This window comes from Pseudomonadota bacterium, assembly GCA_016719885.1.
GTDB lineage: Bacteria > Pseudomonadota > Gammaproteobacteria.
Window position 1 is genome coordinate 60,953 of the sequence record JADJYF010000017.1, and the last position, 14,505, is coordinate 75,457.

The 14,505-nt window shown below is 66.2% G+C and carries 17 protein-coding genes; 9 read left to right on the forward strand and 8 right to left on the reverse strand.

Annotated features, from left to right (window positions below; all coding sequences use genetic code 11):
- Position 1: 1 nt before the first annotated feature.
- Genes IPM80_17790 through IPM80_17805 form a run of 4 tightly spaced genes read right to left on the reverse strand, consistent with a single transcriptional unit; the run spans position 2 to position 2,039 of the window.
- Positions 2–415 (reverse strand): hypothetical protein, encoded by a 414-nt coding sequence (locus tag IPM80_17790; GenBank protein ID MBK8960208.1) that lies wholly within the window; start codon positions 413–415, stop codon positions 2–4.
- Positions 394–783 (reverse strand): putative DNA-binding domain-containing protein, encoded by a 390-nt coding sequence (locus IPM80_17795; GenBank protein MBK8960209.1) that lies wholly within the window; start codon positions 781–783, stop codon positions 394–396. Before IPM80_17795 ends, IPM80_17790 begins: the two co-directional genes overlap by 22 nt.
- Positions 776–1,639, reverse strand: a complete 864-nt coding sequence (locus IPM80_17800) for a DUF692 domain-containing protein (GenBank protein MBK8960210.1) — start codon at positions 1,637–1,639, stop codon at positions 776–778. The genes IPM80_17795 and IPM80_17800 overlap by 8 nt, the downstream gene beginning before the upstream one ends.
- Positions 1,640–1,679: 40 nt before the next feature.
- On the reverse strand, positions 1,680–2,039 hold the full coding sequence (locus IPM80_17805) for a hypothetical protein (GenBank protein ID MBK8960211.1): 360 nt from the start codon (positions 2,037–2,039) through the stop codon (positions 1,680–1,682).
- A gap of 201 nt (positions 2,040–2,240) precedes the next feature.
- On the opposite strand from IPM80_17805, the gene IPM80_17810 reads away from it, so the two are divergent.
- The 4 genes from IPM80_17810 to IPM80_17825 all read left to right on the forward strand — a co-directional run bounded on the left by IPM80_17810 (position 2,241) and on the right by IPM80_17825 (position 6,088).
- The gene (locus IPM80_17810; protein ID MBK8960212.1) at positions 2,241–3,806 is read left to right on the forward strand and encodes a gamma-glutamyltransferase family protein; all 1,566 of its coding nucleotides are present in this window, start codon (positions 2,241–2,243) and stop codon (positions 3,804–3,806) included.
- A gap of 164 nt (positions 3,807–3,970) precedes the next feature.
- Positions 3,971–4,366 carry an STAS/SEC14 domain-containing protein gene (locus IPM80_17815; GenBank protein MBK8960213.1) on the forward strand — a complete coding sequence of 132 codons (396 nt, stop codon included), beginning with the start codon at positions 3,971–3,973 and terminating at the stop codon, positions 4,364–4,366.
- A 120-nt stretch (positions 4,367–4,486) separates the two neighbouring features.
- Positions 4,487–4,792, forward strand: a complete 306-nt coding sequence (locus IPM80_17820; GenBank protein ID MBK8960214.1) for a monooxygenase — start codon at positions 4,487–4,489, stop codon at positions 4,790–4,792.
- 18 nt (positions 4,793–4,810) lie between these two features.
- Positions 4,811–6,088, forward strand: coding sequence for an MFS transporter (locus IPM80_17825; protein ID MBK8960215.1), 1,278 nt, complete (start codon positions 4,811–4,813; stop codon positions 6,086–6,088).
- 91 nt (positions 6,089–6,179) lie between these two features.
- On the opposite strand, the gene IPM80_17830 is transcribed toward IPM80_17825, so the two are convergent.
- Together IPM80_17830 and IPM80_17835 are read right to left on the reverse strand one after the other, a co-directional pair.
- Complete coding sequence (locus IPM80_17830) at positions 6,180–7,136, reverse strand: hypothetical protein (protein ID MBK8960216.1); 957 nt, start codon at positions 7,134–7,136, stop codon at positions 6,180–6,182.
- Positions 7,133–8,218: a phosphotransferase family protein gene (locus IPM80_17835; protein MBK8960217.1), complete on the reverse strand. Its 1,086-nt coding sequence runs from the start codon at positions 8,216–8,218 to the stop codon at positions 7,133–7,135. The genes IPM80_17830 and IPM80_17835 overlap by 4 nt, the downstream gene beginning before the upstream one ends.
- Before the next feature lie 201 nt (positions 8,219–8,419).
- Here IPM80_17835 and IPM80_17840 point away from each other — a divergent pair, with 201 nt between their 5' ends.
- Genes IPM80_17840 through IPM80_17850 form a run of 3 tightly spaced genes read left to right on the forward strand, consistent with a single transcriptional unit; the run spans position 8,420 to position 10,742 of the window.
- Complete coding sequence (locus IPM80_17840) at positions 8,420–8,860, forward strand: hypothetical protein (protein ID MBK8960218.1); 441 nt, start codon at positions 8,420–8,422, stop codon at positions 8,858–8,860.
- An 11-nt stretch (positions 8,861–8,871) separates the two neighbouring features.
- On the forward strand, positions 8,872–10,362 hold the full coding sequence (locus tag IPM80_17845; GenBank protein ID MBK8960219.1) for a hypothetical protein: 1,491 nt from the start codon (positions 8,872–8,874) through the stop codon (positions 10,360–10,362).
- Entirely contained in the window at positions 10,362–10,742 is a 381-nt protein-coding gene (locus IPM80_17850; protein ID MBK8960220.1) for an HNH nuclease family protein, read from the forward strand. The genes IPM80_17845 and IPM80_17850 overlap by 1 nt, the downstream gene beginning before the upstream one ends.
- Positions 10,743–10,838: 96 nt before the next feature.
- Here the strand turns inward: IPM80_17850 and IPM80_17855 are convergent, their stop codons facing one another.
- Both IPM80_17855 and IPM80_17860 read right to left on the reverse strand, forming a co-directional pair.
- Complete coding sequence (locus IPM80_17855; protein ID MBK8960221.1) at positions 10,839–11,246, reverse strand: nuclear transport factor 2 family protein; 408 nt, start codon at positions 11,244–11,246, stop codon at positions 10,839–10,841.
- A gap of 424 nt (positions 11,247–11,670) precedes the next feature.
- On the reverse strand, positions 11,671–12,870 hold the full coding sequence (locus tag IPM80_17860; protein MBK8960222.1) for an LLM class flavin-dependent oxidoreductase: 1,200 nt from the start codon (positions 12,868–12,870) through the stop codon (positions 11,671–11,673).
- Between the two features lie 286 nt (positions 12,871–13,156).
- On the opposite strand from IPM80_17860, the gene IPM80_17865 reads away from it, so the two are divergent.
- Positions 13,157–13,621, forward strand: coding sequence for a hypothetical protein (locus IPM80_17865; GenBank protein MBK8960223.1), 465 nt, complete (start codon positions 13,157–13,159; stop codon positions 13,619–13,621).
- A 32-nt stretch (positions 13,622–13,653) separates the two neighbouring features.
- Positions 13,654–14,418, forward strand: a complete 765-nt coding sequence (locus IPM80_17870) for a hypothetical protein (GenBank protein ID MBK8960224.1) — start codon at positions 13,654–13,656, stop codon at positions 14,416–14,418.
- Positions 14,419–14,505: the final 87 nt, after the last annotated feature.

Below are 14,505 nucleotides of genomic sequence, written 5' to 3' on the forward strand. Positions count from 1 at the left end.
TTCAGTCTGACATCTCACGCACACCCAACACGATGTGCCGCTGGCGCAGGTCTTCGAGGATCTCCTTTCCCGCGCGCAGGAATGGTTCATCGCAGTCCCGACCCATCTCGGCGGCCAAGGCCTCGAGCACCTGCGCGCCGCGGCCGTGCTCCGCGCCATCCAACATTTCCAGCAGGCGCGCCGTCAGCGCGTTCAACTCGAGATATCCGACGCGGTCGTCGAGGTCACGCCAGGCGACGAGATAGGTTGGCGCTTCATTGCCCGGCGTTTCGTCGCGATAGCGGTGCACCGGGAACTCGTAGCGCAGCATCCACAGCAGCGGGTTCAACACCGGCAGGCCGTCGAGCAGGAGGCCGTCGCGCTCGATGCCATCGAGCGTGATCTCGGTGCTGTCTATCGACAGCGCATAGTCCACCCATTCCCAGTGGGCGAGTTCCAGCAGGTAGGGCGGGTCCGCGGGTGACGGGCGCGTTGTTCGAGAAACCTCAGGAATTCGCGCGGCATGGATTGGAACAAGGGGTCGTGCATGTCGTGATCGCGAAAGAATTGGCGTGCGAGGCGATGCCACAGGCAGGCGTCGAGCCGCGACTTCAGCACCGGGAACATGTTGCCCATCACGCGCTCGACATTGCCGAACACGAGTTCGGCGTAGAGCCGCATGCGCTCCAGCGGTATCGCGGCGGGCGGCGTGGCGTGCTCGGGGTCACGCACGTAGCCGGTGAAGGCGCGCTGGAAGGCCACCAGGCCGGGCGCGTCGCAGCCCTGGTGTATCGACTCAGACATGGGCGAACCTCCGCATGCGCGGTGCGCGGTGATGGGCCTGGGCGGCCGCGATGATCTCCACTTCCTTGACCGCCTCGGCAAGCGGCGGTATGTCGAAATCGCGCTCGAGCAAGGTCGGGAACACGCCGTGCTCGGCATAGGCGAGCTCGAGCAGTTGCCATACCGGTTCGATGACATCGGCGCCGTGGGTGTCGATGCGCAGATGTTCCGATTCGTAATGATGGCCGGCGACGTGCGCATAGACGATGCGCTCACCCGGCACCGCGCGCACGAAGGCCGCGGCATCGTAGCCATGGTTGATGCTGTTGACGTAGATGTTGTTGAGGTCGAGATGCAGCAGGCAATCGGCTTCGCTGAGCACCGCGTTCAGGAATTCGATTTCCGTAAGATCGGTGGCGGGCTGCGCGTAGTAAGACACGTTTTCCACCGCCATGCGCATGCCGAGCATGTCCTGCGCCTGGCGTATGCGCGCCGCCACGTGGCGCACGGTCTCCTGCGTGAAGGGCAAGGGCATGAGGTCGTACAGATGCGCGTGGTCGCCGCAGTAGCTCAGGTGTTCCGAGTAGCAGCGCGCGCCGACCTCGGCCAGGAAGCCGCGCAGGCGGCCGAGAAACGCCGCGTCCAGCGGCGCGTGGCCACCGAGATTCAGTGCCAGGCCGTGGCATACCAGCGGTACACGCTCGGCCAGCGCGCGGAACTTGCGGCCGCCGGCGCCGCCGACGTCCATCCAGTTTTCCGGCGCCACCTCCATGAAGTCGATGGTGGACGGCACGGCGTCCAGCAAATCGTCGAAATGCACGCGTCGCAAACCGAGACCCGCACTGTCGCGCGGTAATGATGGGAGCTTCGAAGTCATCAGGTCGCCCTCGTGACAGTGCGGGTCGTGACGGCGTGGCCTACTTGGCGGCCGCGCAGATGTTGCCGCACTTGGCCACTTCGCCATCCTTCATGGCGACGCCCGGCGCGGTCGGGTTCTTGGCGCCGAAGCCGCCGCAGATGTTGCCGCACTTGGCGACTTCACCGCAGCTGCTGCCGCATTTGACGATCTCGCCCTTGTCGGTGAAGGTCGGGTTCTTGCCGCCGCAGAAGTTGCCGCATTGACGGCTCTCTTCCGCTGCCGCCACGGTGAAGCCGCCGCGCAGTTCACTCATGCCGAAGGGATTGTCGTTGGCGCCGGCCAGCGGGCTGGCGGCGAGCGTGACGGCGAAGGACGTACCGATGATGGCCGCCCGCGAATTGACGTTGAATTTTTTCATGATGGCTTACCTCTAGCTGGTTGTACGCAGGCACGCATGACATCGAGCGGGACGCCGAATACCAGGGCCGTGGTGTCGGTCGATGCGACCGTCTTGGGCTAGTTCGCGACGCGCGCCGAAAAAGTTACAGCCCGGCCAAGGCGTCGCGTGGCGCTACAATCGGCGCAGGTCATCCGCCGATTTCCAAAGCGAGCCAAGCGCATGTTCAACGACGCCCTGCCCTACGATTCACGCCGTGCACCGCTGCTGGCCGACAACATGGTCGCCACCTCGCAGCCCTTGGCGGCGCGCGCCGGGCTGCTCATGCTCGAACGTGGCGGCAACGCGGTGGACGCGGCGCTGGCGAGCGCCATTACGCTGACGGTGGTGGAGCCGACCAGCAACGGTCTCGGCTCCGATGCCTTCGCGCTGCTGTGGGACGGCACGCGGCTCACGGGCATCAACGGCTCGGGGCGCGCACCGGCGGCGTGGACGCTGCAACGTTTTGCCGGTCACAAGGTGATGCCGCGACTCGGCTGGGACGCGGTGACGGTGCCGGGCGCGGTCAGCGTGTGGGTCGAGCTTTCACGGCGTCACGGCAAGCTGCCATTCGCCGCGTTGTTCGAGCCCGCCATCCATTACGCCGAGCATGGCTATGCGGTCGGACCGGTCACGGCTCGTCAATGGCGCGAAGACGCGGCGCAGTTCGATGCCTGGCCGGAATTCGCGCGTCATTTCGGTCAGCCGCCGGCCGCCGGCCAACGCGTGCGCCTGCCCGCCACCGCGCGCACGCTGCGCGACATCGCGGCCAGTGAGGGCGAATCGTTCTACCGCGGCGAACTCGCGGCGCGCATGGCGGCGGCGGCCGCCGCCGATGGCGGTGCGCTGTCCGTGGACGACCTCGCCGAACATCACGCCGACTGGGTGACGCCCATCGCGCAGCCCTATCGCGACGTGGTCTTGCACGAGATCCCGCCCAACGGGCAAGGCCTCGCCGCGCAGATCGCGCTGGCGATACTCGCGCATCTCGATGTGCCGCCGCTCGACAGCGCGGACGCCATGCACCAGCAGATCGAAGCGATGAAGCTCGCGCTCGGCGCGGCGGCCCAGCACTTCGCCGACCCGCGCGCGATGCGCGTGACGCCGGAACAATTGCTCGAGCCCGGCAGCGTGGCACGCGCCGCCGCGCGCATCGGTCGCCATGCCATGGCCTTGCCGCCGGTTTCGCTGCCAATCTCGCACGACACTGTGTATCTCAGCGCGGCCGATGCGAGCGGCATGATGGTGTCGTTCATACAGTCGAACTTTCACGGCTTCGGCTCCGGCATCGTGGTGCCGGACACCGGCATCGCCTTGCAGAACCGCGGTCATGGCTTTTCCCTCGACCCCGCGCATCCCAACTGCGTGGCACCGCGCAAGCGTCCCTTTCACACCATCATTCCCGGCTTCGTCACACGGGGCGGTGAGCCACTGCTGAGCTTTGGCGTGATGGGTGGGCACATGCAGGCCCAGGGCCACGTGCAGATGGTCACGCGCCTCGTCGATTACGCTCAGAATCCTCAGGCCGCCAGCGACGCGCCACGCTGGCGCGTCGAGCCCGATTTCAGCGTCGCGCTTGAAAGCAGCTTCGATGCGCGCGTGGCCGCCGAACTCAGCGCGCGCGGACACGTGGTGAGAGTCGATCCTGTCGCGCGCGGCTTTGGCGGCGCGCAGTTGATCCTGCGCGCGGCACACGGCTACGTCGGCGGCTCGGACCATCGCAAGGAGGGCCAGGCCATCGGCTACTAAACGCCGGCGTATGGCGAATTTCATCGGGATGAGCCCGATGACACTTGATTAATCGCACGCCGCCCCTATTTCGGTGTTGTCAGGGACGGCGGGCAATGGGCCTGTCGAACATCAAACCGGCAGCGCGGCACGGCGGCGCTCGAGTTCATACAGGAAGACAGACCATGCCGTGGCAAGTCTCGTATCTCACCGACCGGCGCAGCGTTGAAGTGCGGCTCGAAGGCGAACTCAGCCGCGCCGATCTCACCGACAGCATCATTGCTTCGCTCGCCGCGGCCAAGACCCACGGCACGCTGCGGTTTCTGTGCGATGCGGTCGGCCTGGTCGGCGGCCACACCGTGTTTGATCTCTACGGCCTGGCCGAAAGCCTGCACGCGCTCGGCCTGCCGCCGGGCGCGCGTGAAGCCATCATCCTGCCGGCCCTGCCGGAACGCGCCAACGACGCGACGTTCTGGGAAAACGCCTGCGCCAACCGTGGCTTCGAAGTGCGTTGCTTCACCGACCGCGCCAGCGCCCTGGCGTGGCTGTCCAACGCCACGCTCAATCTCACCGGCACCTGAGCCGCCATCCCACCCGCGCCTTGAACTGGCCGCCGTGCGCGGCGCGCGGGTTCGACGTGCCCATACCCAAGACCGGCATGAGCGGCTAGCATGGCCGCAACAATAATGGGGGGGACCACCATGGCGCAGCTGCTGCAAATCGATTTCCCGTTTGCCGGACCGTTCGGCGCCGAGATGGCCGCACAATTGCGCGGACTGGCCGAGTCGATCGAAAAGGAAGCGGGCCTCCGCTGGAAGATCTGGACCGAGAACGCCGCCAGCGGCACGGCCGGCGGCATCTACCTGTTCGACGACAAGGCCAGCGCCGAAGCCTATCTCGGCATGCACAGCGCGCGGCTCGCGTCGTTCGGCATCACCGGCATCCGCGCCTGCCTGTTCGACGTCAACTCCGAGCTCTCCGCCATCACCCGCGGCCCGCTGGGCTGATCCGGCGCGGCCGTCGCCATGAATACCGCTACCTCCACGCCGTGGGTGCGCCGTTACGTGCTCGGCATCCTGTTGGTGGTCTACACCTTCAACTTCATCGATCGCCAGATCCTTTCCATCCTGCTCGAAGCCATCAAGCGCGATCTGGGTCTCTCGGACCAGGCGCTCGGCTTCCTGTCGGGTTTCGCGTTCGCGGCCTTCTACGCGACGCTCGGCATACCGATGGCGCTGTGGGCCGATCGCGGCAATCGACGCAATCTCATCGCCGCGTCGCTGGCGCTGTGGAGCGCGATGACGGCGGCCTGCGGCCTGGCCCAGAATTTCATGCACCTCGCGCTGGCGCGCGTCGGCGTCGGCATTGGCGAAGCAGGTTGCAGCCCGCCTTCGCACTCGATGATCTCCGACTACTACCCGCCCAACGAACGCGCCACCGCCATCGGCATCTACGCGCTCGGCATTCCTTTCGGCATCATGTTCGGCCTGTTCATCGGCGGCTGGATCAACGAGCTGTTCGGCTGGCGGCGCGCATTCTTCATCGTCGGTCTGCCCGGCCTTGCGCTGGCGGTACTGGTAAGACTCAGCGTGCCCGAACCGAAGCGCGGCCTCGCCGATGCGCGCAGCGACAGCGAAGAGCGGCCGAGCATCATGGAGACGGTGCGCTTCCTGAAACGTCGGCCGGCCTTCCTGCACCTGTCCTTCGGCGCGGCGCTGGCCTGTTTCGTCGGCTACGGTTTCATCGCCTGGTTCCCGTCCTTCCTCATTCGCACGCACCACATGAAAACCACCGACATCGGTCTGTGGCTGGGCCTGTTGATAGGCGTGGTCGGCGGCATCGGCATGTTCGTCGGCGGTGTGCTGGCGGACCGCTTCAGCACCCGTGACACGCGCTGGAGCGCGTGGATAGTGACGGTCGCGAATCTCGTCGGACTGCCTTTCGGGGTGGCGGCCTATCTGGCCGCCGATCCGCACCTGGCCCTGGCGCTGTTCATTCCGCCGATCATCGCCGCCAATTTCTGGCAGGCCACCACGCTCGCCCAGGCGCAGTCGATGGTGCGCCTGCGCATGCGCGCGCAGACCTCGGCGATATTGCTCTTCATTGCCAACATCATCGGTCTCGGCGCCGGGCCGTGGGCCATCGGTGCGGTCAGCGACCTGCTCGCGCCAAGCTACGGCGCCGATTCACTGCGCTACAGCCTGCTCGGCTTCAGCGTGCTGGGACTGTGGGTGGCGTGGCATTTCTATCTCGGCGGCAAGCATCTGCAGGCGGACCTGGCGCGCGCCGAGGCGATGGTTTGAGGCGGCGAGGTGGGGCTTGACCTGAATGTGGGTCAGCCTTCAGCTGACGATTCATTGGCAAGGTGCGAAGTCTCATTCGCGCCGCCCGTACCTATTTCGAATACCCCAGGAACTCCCGAAAGAACTTGCGGCCCTCGGCCGGCGTCCAGTTCTCGTGATCCTCACCATAGCCCGACACGCCATCGAACTCCCATTCCGTCAGGCAGTTGATCGACAGCATGTTGGGATTCAGGGGCACGCCGAGCTTGTTCAGGCAGCGACCTTCGGCGTTGAGCTTGCGACCCAACTCGTCGACCCCCGTGAAGCGCACGCGCGTCGGGTAGCCGGTCGCCTTGTCGCGCTCCAGCACTTCGCGGCGACCGCTGGCGAGCTTGGACCACTCGCCGTCGCGTATGAGATACCCGTGGTAGGACTCGAAGTGTCCGCCGCGCCAGGCGGTGATGGTGTGGAAGGCATCGTTGGCCGACGCCGTGGCGTAGGTATAGCCGCCGCGCGTCGGCCCCTTCGGCACCAGGCCGCGCCCGAACTGTGAGCGCTGACCCCAGGAGCGATCGCGAAAGCCGAAGGAATCGACTGGATACTCGCGACCGTGCAGCACGATACGACCCTGGTAGCGACCCGGCTGGTCGAGATGGCCCTTGCCGAGGTAATGGGGCTTGGCAATGGCGGTGAAGGTGAGCTGCACTTCAATCTCGTCATTGCCGTCCGGGTCGCTGTAGCCAACCTCGTAGCGCGTCAGCGGCTCCAGGCAGCGAATGCGTATGCCGTTCGGGCACACGATGTTCGAGAGCGGTTGCCCGGGCAGCGGCAAATGCCAGAAATTTTTCGCGTACAGGCAGTTCCAGTGCTGGTCGCCGTGCTCGTCCCAGAAATACACGCCGCCGGCCATGACTTTCTGGTTGGGGCGGAAGAACGGATAGAGCTGGCCTGAAATGCGATGCTCGGGCACCGTGAACGTGAACCAGCAGGTTTCGGTGCGCTCGTGATCGCCGTCCAGCGGCGGATGGAATTCATCGTCCGGGTGCATGGCGGTGGCGGTGCGGGTCATGGCAATTGTTCCAAGGCGAGTACTTCGGGCAACAGCGCGCACATCGGGTTCAGTGCGGCCAGGTCTTCGTGGGCGGCGAGCCGCCCGGCTTCGATGCGACGTTCGAAGAAACGATGATAGATGATGGCCAGGCGCACCAGGCCGAACTTGAACCACCACAGCACGTGATTCTGCGGCTGCCCGGCCAGCGCCGCGTAATACACCACGCTCGCCTGCGGCGACGGCAGGTGCGGCAGCCGTCGCAGGCCCAGCGAGCGCCACTGCGCATAGTCGAGCAGCAGCCAGAAGGCGAGGTCCTCCTGCGGATCCGACAGGCCGCACAGTTCCCAGTCGAGCAGCGCGCGCACCGCGTTGTTCTCGATCACGCAGTTGCTGATCTTGGCGTCGCCCCAATGTACGCGTGGCCGCACGGCGGGCGGACGACAGTCACGCAGTCGATCGAGGGCGTCTTCGAGCTGCGGCAGGGGCCGGCTCGCGCCCCAGTGCATGAAGTCACGCCATTGCTCGATGCGGCGCAAGGGCGGATCGGCATCGAGCGCCATGCCCCATGGCGCATCGACCAGGAATTCGAATCCATCGGCGAGAGGCTCGAGGCTGTGCAAGGCCACCATCGCGGCGATGCCCGAATACCAGCATTCGGCCTGCGCGGCGGCGGGCAATTCGGCCAGCCAGCCGCCACTGTGGTAGGAGGGATTGTCCGACGGCACCTGGCCGCTGACGCGGTCCATGACGTAGAACGGCGAACCGAGCACGGCGGGGTCGGGCTCGTACCAGCGCACCCGCGCGACCGGCACCGACGAGGTTTCCGCCACGCGTTGCTGCACGCGCGCCATGACGCCGAGGTCGTAATCGCGGAACAGTCCGCCGCTGGCCGGGCCGACCTGCAGCACCAGGGCTTCGCGGCGACGACCGAGCTGGCAGTCGAACAGGTAGGTTTCATTGGAAAGACCGGCGCCCTGGGGGCGCGCGAGGCCCTGCACGACCGCGCCGGCGTAGCCGGGACGCGTGGCCAGCCACTGTCCCAGCGCCTCGGCGACCGCCTCGAGAGAGCGTCGCGGACTACGACGCGTGGTGTCTGTCATGGTGAGTCGTCTGTCCCGTCGCGCTAAGCCCGGCGCATGATGCGCCGGCCTCGCCGCAGCGTGTGCCGGCGCACCGCGCGCCGACCCCAGGCCATAGAGTAACCGCGCCGGGGCGAGGGCGGAACTCGCGCGCGGCGCGCGACGGCCGCCGCCACGGCGCTTCCCGTATACTCGATGCAAAGGCCATCAGGAACGCACTCGATGAACGTCCTCGTGTTCTGTTTCGCCATCGCCGGCGCGCTGCCTTTGCATCCCGACGGTCTGCCGATCGCGCCCTTCGATGTCGGCGTCGGACACCAGCGCGTGGAACTGCGCCAGGCCATGATCGCGCGCGGCGCGGGCGTGCGCATGGTGCTGTTCGTGCGCGGCGCCGCGCCGGCCCGGTTCGAAGCCCGCAACCCGCTCGGCTCGGTCACCGCCCGCCTGCGCGATACCGGCGGCCACGAAATCGCGCTGGCCCACACCGGCTATGTCTATTACCACGGCCACGCGGGTCTCGAGTTGACCGAAATCGAGCGCGCGCAGCGCGGCCAGTCGTTCGCGCAGCTGGAACTCGACGCCAAGGTCGCCCTCGACGATGTGCGCGTGGTGTGGCTGGACAACCTGGCCAAACGCGTCGAAGACCTGCAACCCGCACTTTGAGAGCATCATCCATGACGTCCGCCATCATGATTACCGGCTGGGGCCAGGTCACGCAGCGCAAAGAGGCCACGCCGCCCTACATGGAGCCCATCGACATGATGGAGCGCGCCGCGCGCGACGCCGCCGCGCAGGCCGGCATCGGCGCCTTGAGCGCCATCGACACTATCCTGGTGGTGCGTCCGCAGAGCCGCGTGCCGGACCGGCCGGGCGAGGAGCTGGCGCGACGTCTCGGCATCCAGCCGCGCCGCATCGAGTTGTCCGGCATCGGGGGCCAGGTACCGCAGCAGTACGTCAACCGCGCGGCCGGCCTCCTGGCACGCGGCGAAGCCGACACCGTGCTGTTGGTCGGCGCCGAAACCTATTACCCGCGCAGCGCCGAGGCGGTGCGCGGCGAGCAGGCCTTGATCCAGGGCATCCCCGCCGACTATGGCGAAGAGGACGCGGTCGGCAGCAACGAACTCGAGATGCGCCATGGCCTGTCCCTGCCCATCCACGGCTTTCCGCTGTTCGAGGTCGCGCTGTGGGCGCAGTCGGGCTTGAAGCGCGACGCGTGGCTGGCCAAGGTCGGCGCGATGTGGGCGGGTTTCAGCGCAGCGGCGGCGCGTCACCCCAATGCCTGGACGCGCACACCGCTCAGCGCCAGCGACATCACCACGCCCGGCCCCGACAATCGCCCCATCGCCCTGCCCTACACCAAGCGCATGGTGTCGCTGGTGATGGCCGACATCGGCGCCGCCATCATTCTCACCACCGCCGAGCGCGCGGCCGCGATGCGCGGCGGCGCCGGCATGCCGGTGTACTTTCTCGGCGGCGGCTTTGCCAAGGACAGGCAGCGCTTCATGGTGCAGAAGGAGCGCTACACGCGCAGCCCGGCGCTCGAGCAGGCGGCCGACAAGGCGCAGCGACGCGCAGGGCTCGGCGCCGACGACGTGGAATGCTTCGACCTGTACAGCTGCTTTCCGTGCGCGGTGAGCGTCGCGCGCAATACGCTCGGCCTCGACGACGGCGACCCACGCCCCCTGACCCTGACCGGCGGCCTCGGCTTCTTCGGCGGCCCGGGCAGCAACTACGCCTTGCACGGCGTCGCGACCATGGCCGAAGCGCTGGCGGCTGGCCGTTACCGCAGCGGCATGACCACCGCGCTCGGCTGGTTCATGCACAAGTACGCGGTCGGCCTCTATGGCGTGACGCCCAACGGCGTGGATGTCAGCGCTCATGACCTGGAAGACGAAGCCCATCCCGAAGCCGGCGCGGCGCCGGTCGCCATCGCCGACCAGGCGAGCGGCGCCGGCACCATCGAGACCTACACCGTCATCTACGATCGCGAGCAGCAGCCGGCGCGCGCCCTGCTCTACGGCCGCACCGACGCGGGCCTGCGTTTCGTCGCCAACACCGACGGCAGCGCCGCGAGTTTCGCGGCCTTCGGCGGTGAGAACCAGGTTGGGCGCAAAGTGCGTTTGCGCCACGCTGGCGGTCGCAACATCGCCGAGCTCGACGCCTGATGGCCAGGCAGCGCGGGCCCCTGGACGAGGGCAAACTCGACAAGGTGGTGGCCGAGGCACGCCGCGCGAGCGAAGAACGCGCGCGCGGCTATCGCGAGCAGGCCTTGAAGCTCTATCCGTGGATATGCGGCCGTTGCGCGCGCGAATTCACGCGCGCCAATCTGGCTGAACTGACGGTGCATCATCGCGATCACAATCACGACAACAATCCCGCCGACGGCAGCAACTGGGAGTTGCTGTGCCTGTATTGCCACGACAACGAGCACGCACGCCTGCTCGAACAGCTGGGGCCGACCAAAGGCGCGGCGGGCGGCACGAATGTCGCCACTCACCAGCCGTTCGCGGCGCTGGCGGGGTTATTGGGAAAGAAAGATCCGTAGGTGCGAATTCATTCGCACCTTGTAACCGTAACGAGGCGCCGTGCAACGCCAGCAATGTGCGAATGAATTCGCACCGGCAGTATCACTCGCCCATCTTCAGTGATCGATGTGCACCTTGCGGTAGGTGAAGCGCCACTCGCCGTTGTCCTTGCGCAGCTTGTCGTTGTAGCCGCCGACCGCGGTCAGCTCGGTCTTGCCGCCCTTGAGCGAGAAATAAATCAGGTTGCAAAAGCCGGTGGCGGTATCGCCGTCGATGTCGAAACTGACATTGACCATCATGTGCCGCACTTTGCCGCCTTCCCATGAACGGTAGTAGGACTGCGAAAACTCGCGCAGCTTTTCGTGGCCGGGAAATTGACCAAAGATGGGGCTGTCGAACGTGCCATCGGGAGTGAAGCACTGCACCCAGTCCTCGAAGCGCTCGTTGTCGATGGTGATGGCGTAGCGGGCGTAGAGTTCGCGGATCTGTTCGCGGTCCTCGGGCGTTCCGGTGATCTTAGGCATGGTCTCCCCTGGTGCGCCGCGCGGGCGCTGAAAGTGGCTGAACGATGATGGTGTGAACGACCGCAGTTTAGAGCTGGTCTCAGAATTATTCACGTGCGCGTTGCGCCGCGAAAAGCGTCATGGCAAGGCGCGGTGCGCGGGGAATAGTGGTTCTATTTCCAAGCGCCGCAACGCGGCCAGGGCGTTTTTCGCTGGGCAACCCGGAGGGCCGGCAGCCATTTTCACGCATTCCGTCGTTGCTCGTCGCTCATTTAGCGGTGCAAAACCACGCTCCTCGCGCCTAGGACTGCGCGAAAATGGCTGCCGGCGCGCGCGAATAACTCTGAGACCAGCTCTAGACCAGGCGCGGCGTGTGACAAAGGGCGCCCCGGCCTTGATGACGACCGGGGCGCAAAGGGGAGTCAGCGGGGAAAGCGTCTTGCGTTTATTTCACGCCGTCACAGAACTCCGGCAGCACCTTGGTGGTGACGAGTTCGAGGTGGCGCATCATCTGCTTCTGCGGGATGAGGCCGTTGTAGGTGAACATCCAGAAATACTCGGCCGGCAGCTTCTCGAACAGGTCCGCGAGCTTGCGCTTGACGGTGTCGGGGCTGCCGTAGATCACGAGCCCGCGCTCGGCCATGGTCTCGAAGTTGTTCGGCACGTCGAACGCGCCTTCGCCGGGATTGGCGACCGCCGCGTTGAAGCCGAAAGGCGCGAAGAAGTTGCACCAGATGATGGAACCCGCCTGGCGCGCGATGGCCTCGGCCTCGGCATCGGTGTCGGCCACGATCACTTCACGCACGAGGCCAATCTTCTCGCCGAGCTTGTAGTTCTTGCCGGCCTTGTTGGCGGCGTCCTGCGCGGCACGGAACTGCGACAGCGCGACCTCGGGATGGGTGAGGATGGTGACCGGCACGCAGTTGTTTTCCATCGCCCAGCGGATCGAGGACTCCGACACGCTGAACGGCTGGAACAGGTCGGGCATGCGCTTGTTGTAGGTGGCCGGCACGGTGCCGATTTCGGTCAGCATGTCGTTGTCGTCGATGCCGGTGCCGTAGTTGCGGGTGACGTGCGCCGCGGCCCACTTGGTGTTGGGCGCCGGGATCTGCCAATGCGGGCTGTGGTGCGAGAAGGCGTCCTTCTGCCAGCACTTCTTGATGATCTCGAAATGATCGTAATAGAGATCCTTCTTCAGCGCCTCGTAGGATTCTTCGCTGAAGGCGCCGTCGAGACCACGGATCTGCTGGCCGAGCACGTTCACCCAGCGCGGCTGGTAACCGCGCGCGAAACCGGCGAAGGCACGGCCCTTGGTCATCTGGTCGAGCATTGCCACGTCTTCGGCGATGCGCAGCGGGTTGTGCGAAGGCAGCACCAGGCCGAGCTGGCCGACATTGATGCGCTTGGTCTGCATGCCGAAGTAGAGGTCGAGCATGATCGGGTTGGTCGACACTTCCTCGCCTTCGATATGGAAGTGATGCTCGGTGAAGCCGACGCCGTAGTAACCGTGTTCGTCCATGTAGCAGATCTGCTCGGACAGCTCGCCGAGCATGTTCTGGTAGAGGTCGGTACGGCGCCCGGCCATGCCTTTCTGGATATCGGCAAAGCTACCGATGGACGGCAAATAAAATGCGCCAACTTTCATGCTGCACTCCCCGGGGCTTGCCCCTGCGTTGAAGAAAATCGTCACCGCGCGCGCGGCGCGTGCAGGGGATGCTCACGGAGGGCGGCGGCGGGAGGCTTGATCCACATCAATGCTTGCGCCACGGCGGCGGCGGCGGCAGGCCGGGTGTTCGAATTTGGCGCAGGCCCGCCGGCCGGCGCGTGGCTCATGTAGAATGCCGGCGCCGGGCGCGGGTGGCGCGCTCTCAACCCGAAGCCCGAAAGCAGCGCCCTTGTCCTTGCCCGCCAAAGAACGGCTACAACGGATCATGAACCTCGCCATGCCGGTGATCGCCGGCATGGTGTCGCAGAATGTCCTCAACCTGGTGGACACCGCCATGGTCAGCCGTCTGCCCAACAGCGACGCCGCGCTGGCGGCGGTCGGCTACGGCGGCTTCGCGCTGTTCCTCGCGCAATCGATCATCCTCGGCCTCTCGACCGGCGTGCAGGCCTCGGCGGCGCGACGCAAGGGCCAGGGCCGACTCGACGAGACCGGCCATTTCCTCAACGCCGCCCTCATCATCATCGCGCTGGTCGCGCCGCTGCTGAGCGTAGCGCTGTACCAGCTCATTCCGCATCTGTATCCCTACATCAATCACGATCCGGAAGTGATCGCGCTGGGCGTGCCCTATCTGCAGATCCGCTCGGCCGGCATCATCTTCGTGGCCATGAATTTCTCCTTTCGCGGCTATTGGAACGCGGTCGACCTGACGCGCCTGTACATGACCACCTGATCTTCGGTCACTTCGGCGCGCCGGCGCTGGGCGTGCGCGGCGCCGCCTATGCCTCGGTGATCGCGCTCGGCTTCGGCACCGCCATCTATTTCTGGCTGGGCATGCGCTGGGCGCGCGGCCATGGCTTCCTGCAACGCCTGCCGGCGCGTGCGGACATCAAGCGCCTGGTGCAGTTGTCGCTGCCGAACGGCGTGCAGCAGATGTTCTTCTCGGCCGGCTTCCTGGCCCTGTTCTGGATCATCGGCAAGGTCGGCACCGCCGAAGTGGCGGCCGCCAACGTGCTCATGAATCTGATGCTGGTCGCCTACCTGCCGGGCATGGGCTTTGGCCTCGCGGCCGCGACCCTGGTCGGCCAGGCGCTGGGCCGCGGCGACCCGCACGACGCAGCGCGTTGGGCGTGGGACGTGGTACGCGTGGCCCTGCTGGCGATGTCGGTGATCGGCCTGCCCATGGTGCTGGCGCCGGAAGCGGTGCTGAACAGCATCTACCGCCTCAATCGCGAAACCCTCGAGGTGGCGCTGTGGCCGCTGCGGCTGGTCGGCCTGAGCATGGTGTTCGAGGCTGTCGGTACCATCCTGCAGAACTCGCTGCTCGGCGCCGGCGACACGCGGCGCGTGATGCTGACCACCATTGCCAATCAATGGCTGCTGTTCCTGCCGGCGGCCTACATGGTCGGCCCGGTGCTGGGCATGGGTCTGACCGCGCTGTGGGCGCTGCAGGTGCTGTCGCGCTGCCTGCAGGCGCTGATCTTCGCCGGCTATTGGCACGGCCAGCGCTGGGCTCACATCAAGATCTAGCCGCGTCGCGGCGCCCGCCTGATTCGGCAAAGCCGAACAGTCTTGTCTTTATATTCGACTAAGGCATACAAGCCACGCTGCCTATAC

Bases quoted from the DNA above. Each gene is read 5' to 3' on its own strand.
- IPM80_17815 (MBK8960213.1), top strand. From the start codon at position 3,971: ATGCCGTGGCAAGTCTCGTATCTCACCGACCGGCGCAGCGTTGAAGTG.
- IPM80_17800 (MBK8960210.1), bottom strand. From the start codon at position 1,639: ATGACTTCGAAGCTCCCATCATTACCGCGCGACAGTGCGGGTCTCGGT.
- IPM80_17830 (MBK8960216.1), bottom strand. From the start codon at position 7,136: ATGACCCGCACCGCCACCGCCATGCACCCGGACGATGAATTCCATCCG.
- IPM80_17795 (MBK8960209.1), bottom strand. From the start codon at position 783: ATGTCTGAGTCGATACACCAGGGCTGCGACGCGCCCGGCCTGGTGGCC.
- IPM80_17865 (MBK8960223.1), top strand. From the start codon at position 13,157: ATGAACCTCGCCATGCCGGTGATCGCCGGCATGGTGTCGCAGAATGTC.
- IPM80_17810 (MBK8960212.1), top strand. From the start codon at position 2,241: ATGTTCAACGACGCCCTGCCCTACGATTCACGCCGTGCACCGCTGCTG.
- IPM80_17860 (MBK8960222.1), bottom strand. From the start codon at position 12,870: ATGAAAGTTGGCGCATTTTATTTGCCGTCCATCGGTAGCTTTGCCGAT.
- IPM80_17835 (MBK8960217.1), bottom strand. From the start codon at position 8,218: ATGACAGACACCACGCGTCGTAGTCCGCGACGCTCTCTCGAGGCGGTC.
- IPM80_17855 (MBK8960221.1), bottom strand. From the start codon at position 11,246: ATGCCTAAGATCACCGGAACGCCCGAGGACCGCGAACAGATCCGCGAA.
- IPM80_17845 (MBK8960219.1), top strand. From the start codon at position 8,872: ATGACGTCCGCCATCATGATTACCGGCTGGGGCCAGGTCACGCAGCGC.
- IPM80_17840 (MBK8960218.1), top strand. From the start codon at position 8,420: ATGAACGTCCTCGTGTTCTGTTTCGCCATCGCCGGCGCGCTGCCTTTG.
- IPM80_17820 (MBK8960214.1), top strand. From the start codon at position 4,487: ATGGCGCAGCTGCTGCAAATCGATTTCCCGTTTGCCGGACCGTTCGGC.
- IPM80_17850 (MBK8960220.1), top strand. From the start codon at position 10,362: ATGGCCAGGCAGCGCGGGCCCCTGGACGAGGGCAAACTCGACAAGGTG.
- IPM80_17825 (MBK8960215.1), top strand. From the start codon at position 4,811: ATGAATACCGCTACCTCCACGCCGTGGGTGCGCCGTTACGTGCTCGGC.
- IPM80_17805 (MBK8960211.1), bottom strand. From the start codon at position 2,039: ATGAAAAAATTCAACGTCAATTCGCGGGCGGCCATCATCGGTACGTCC.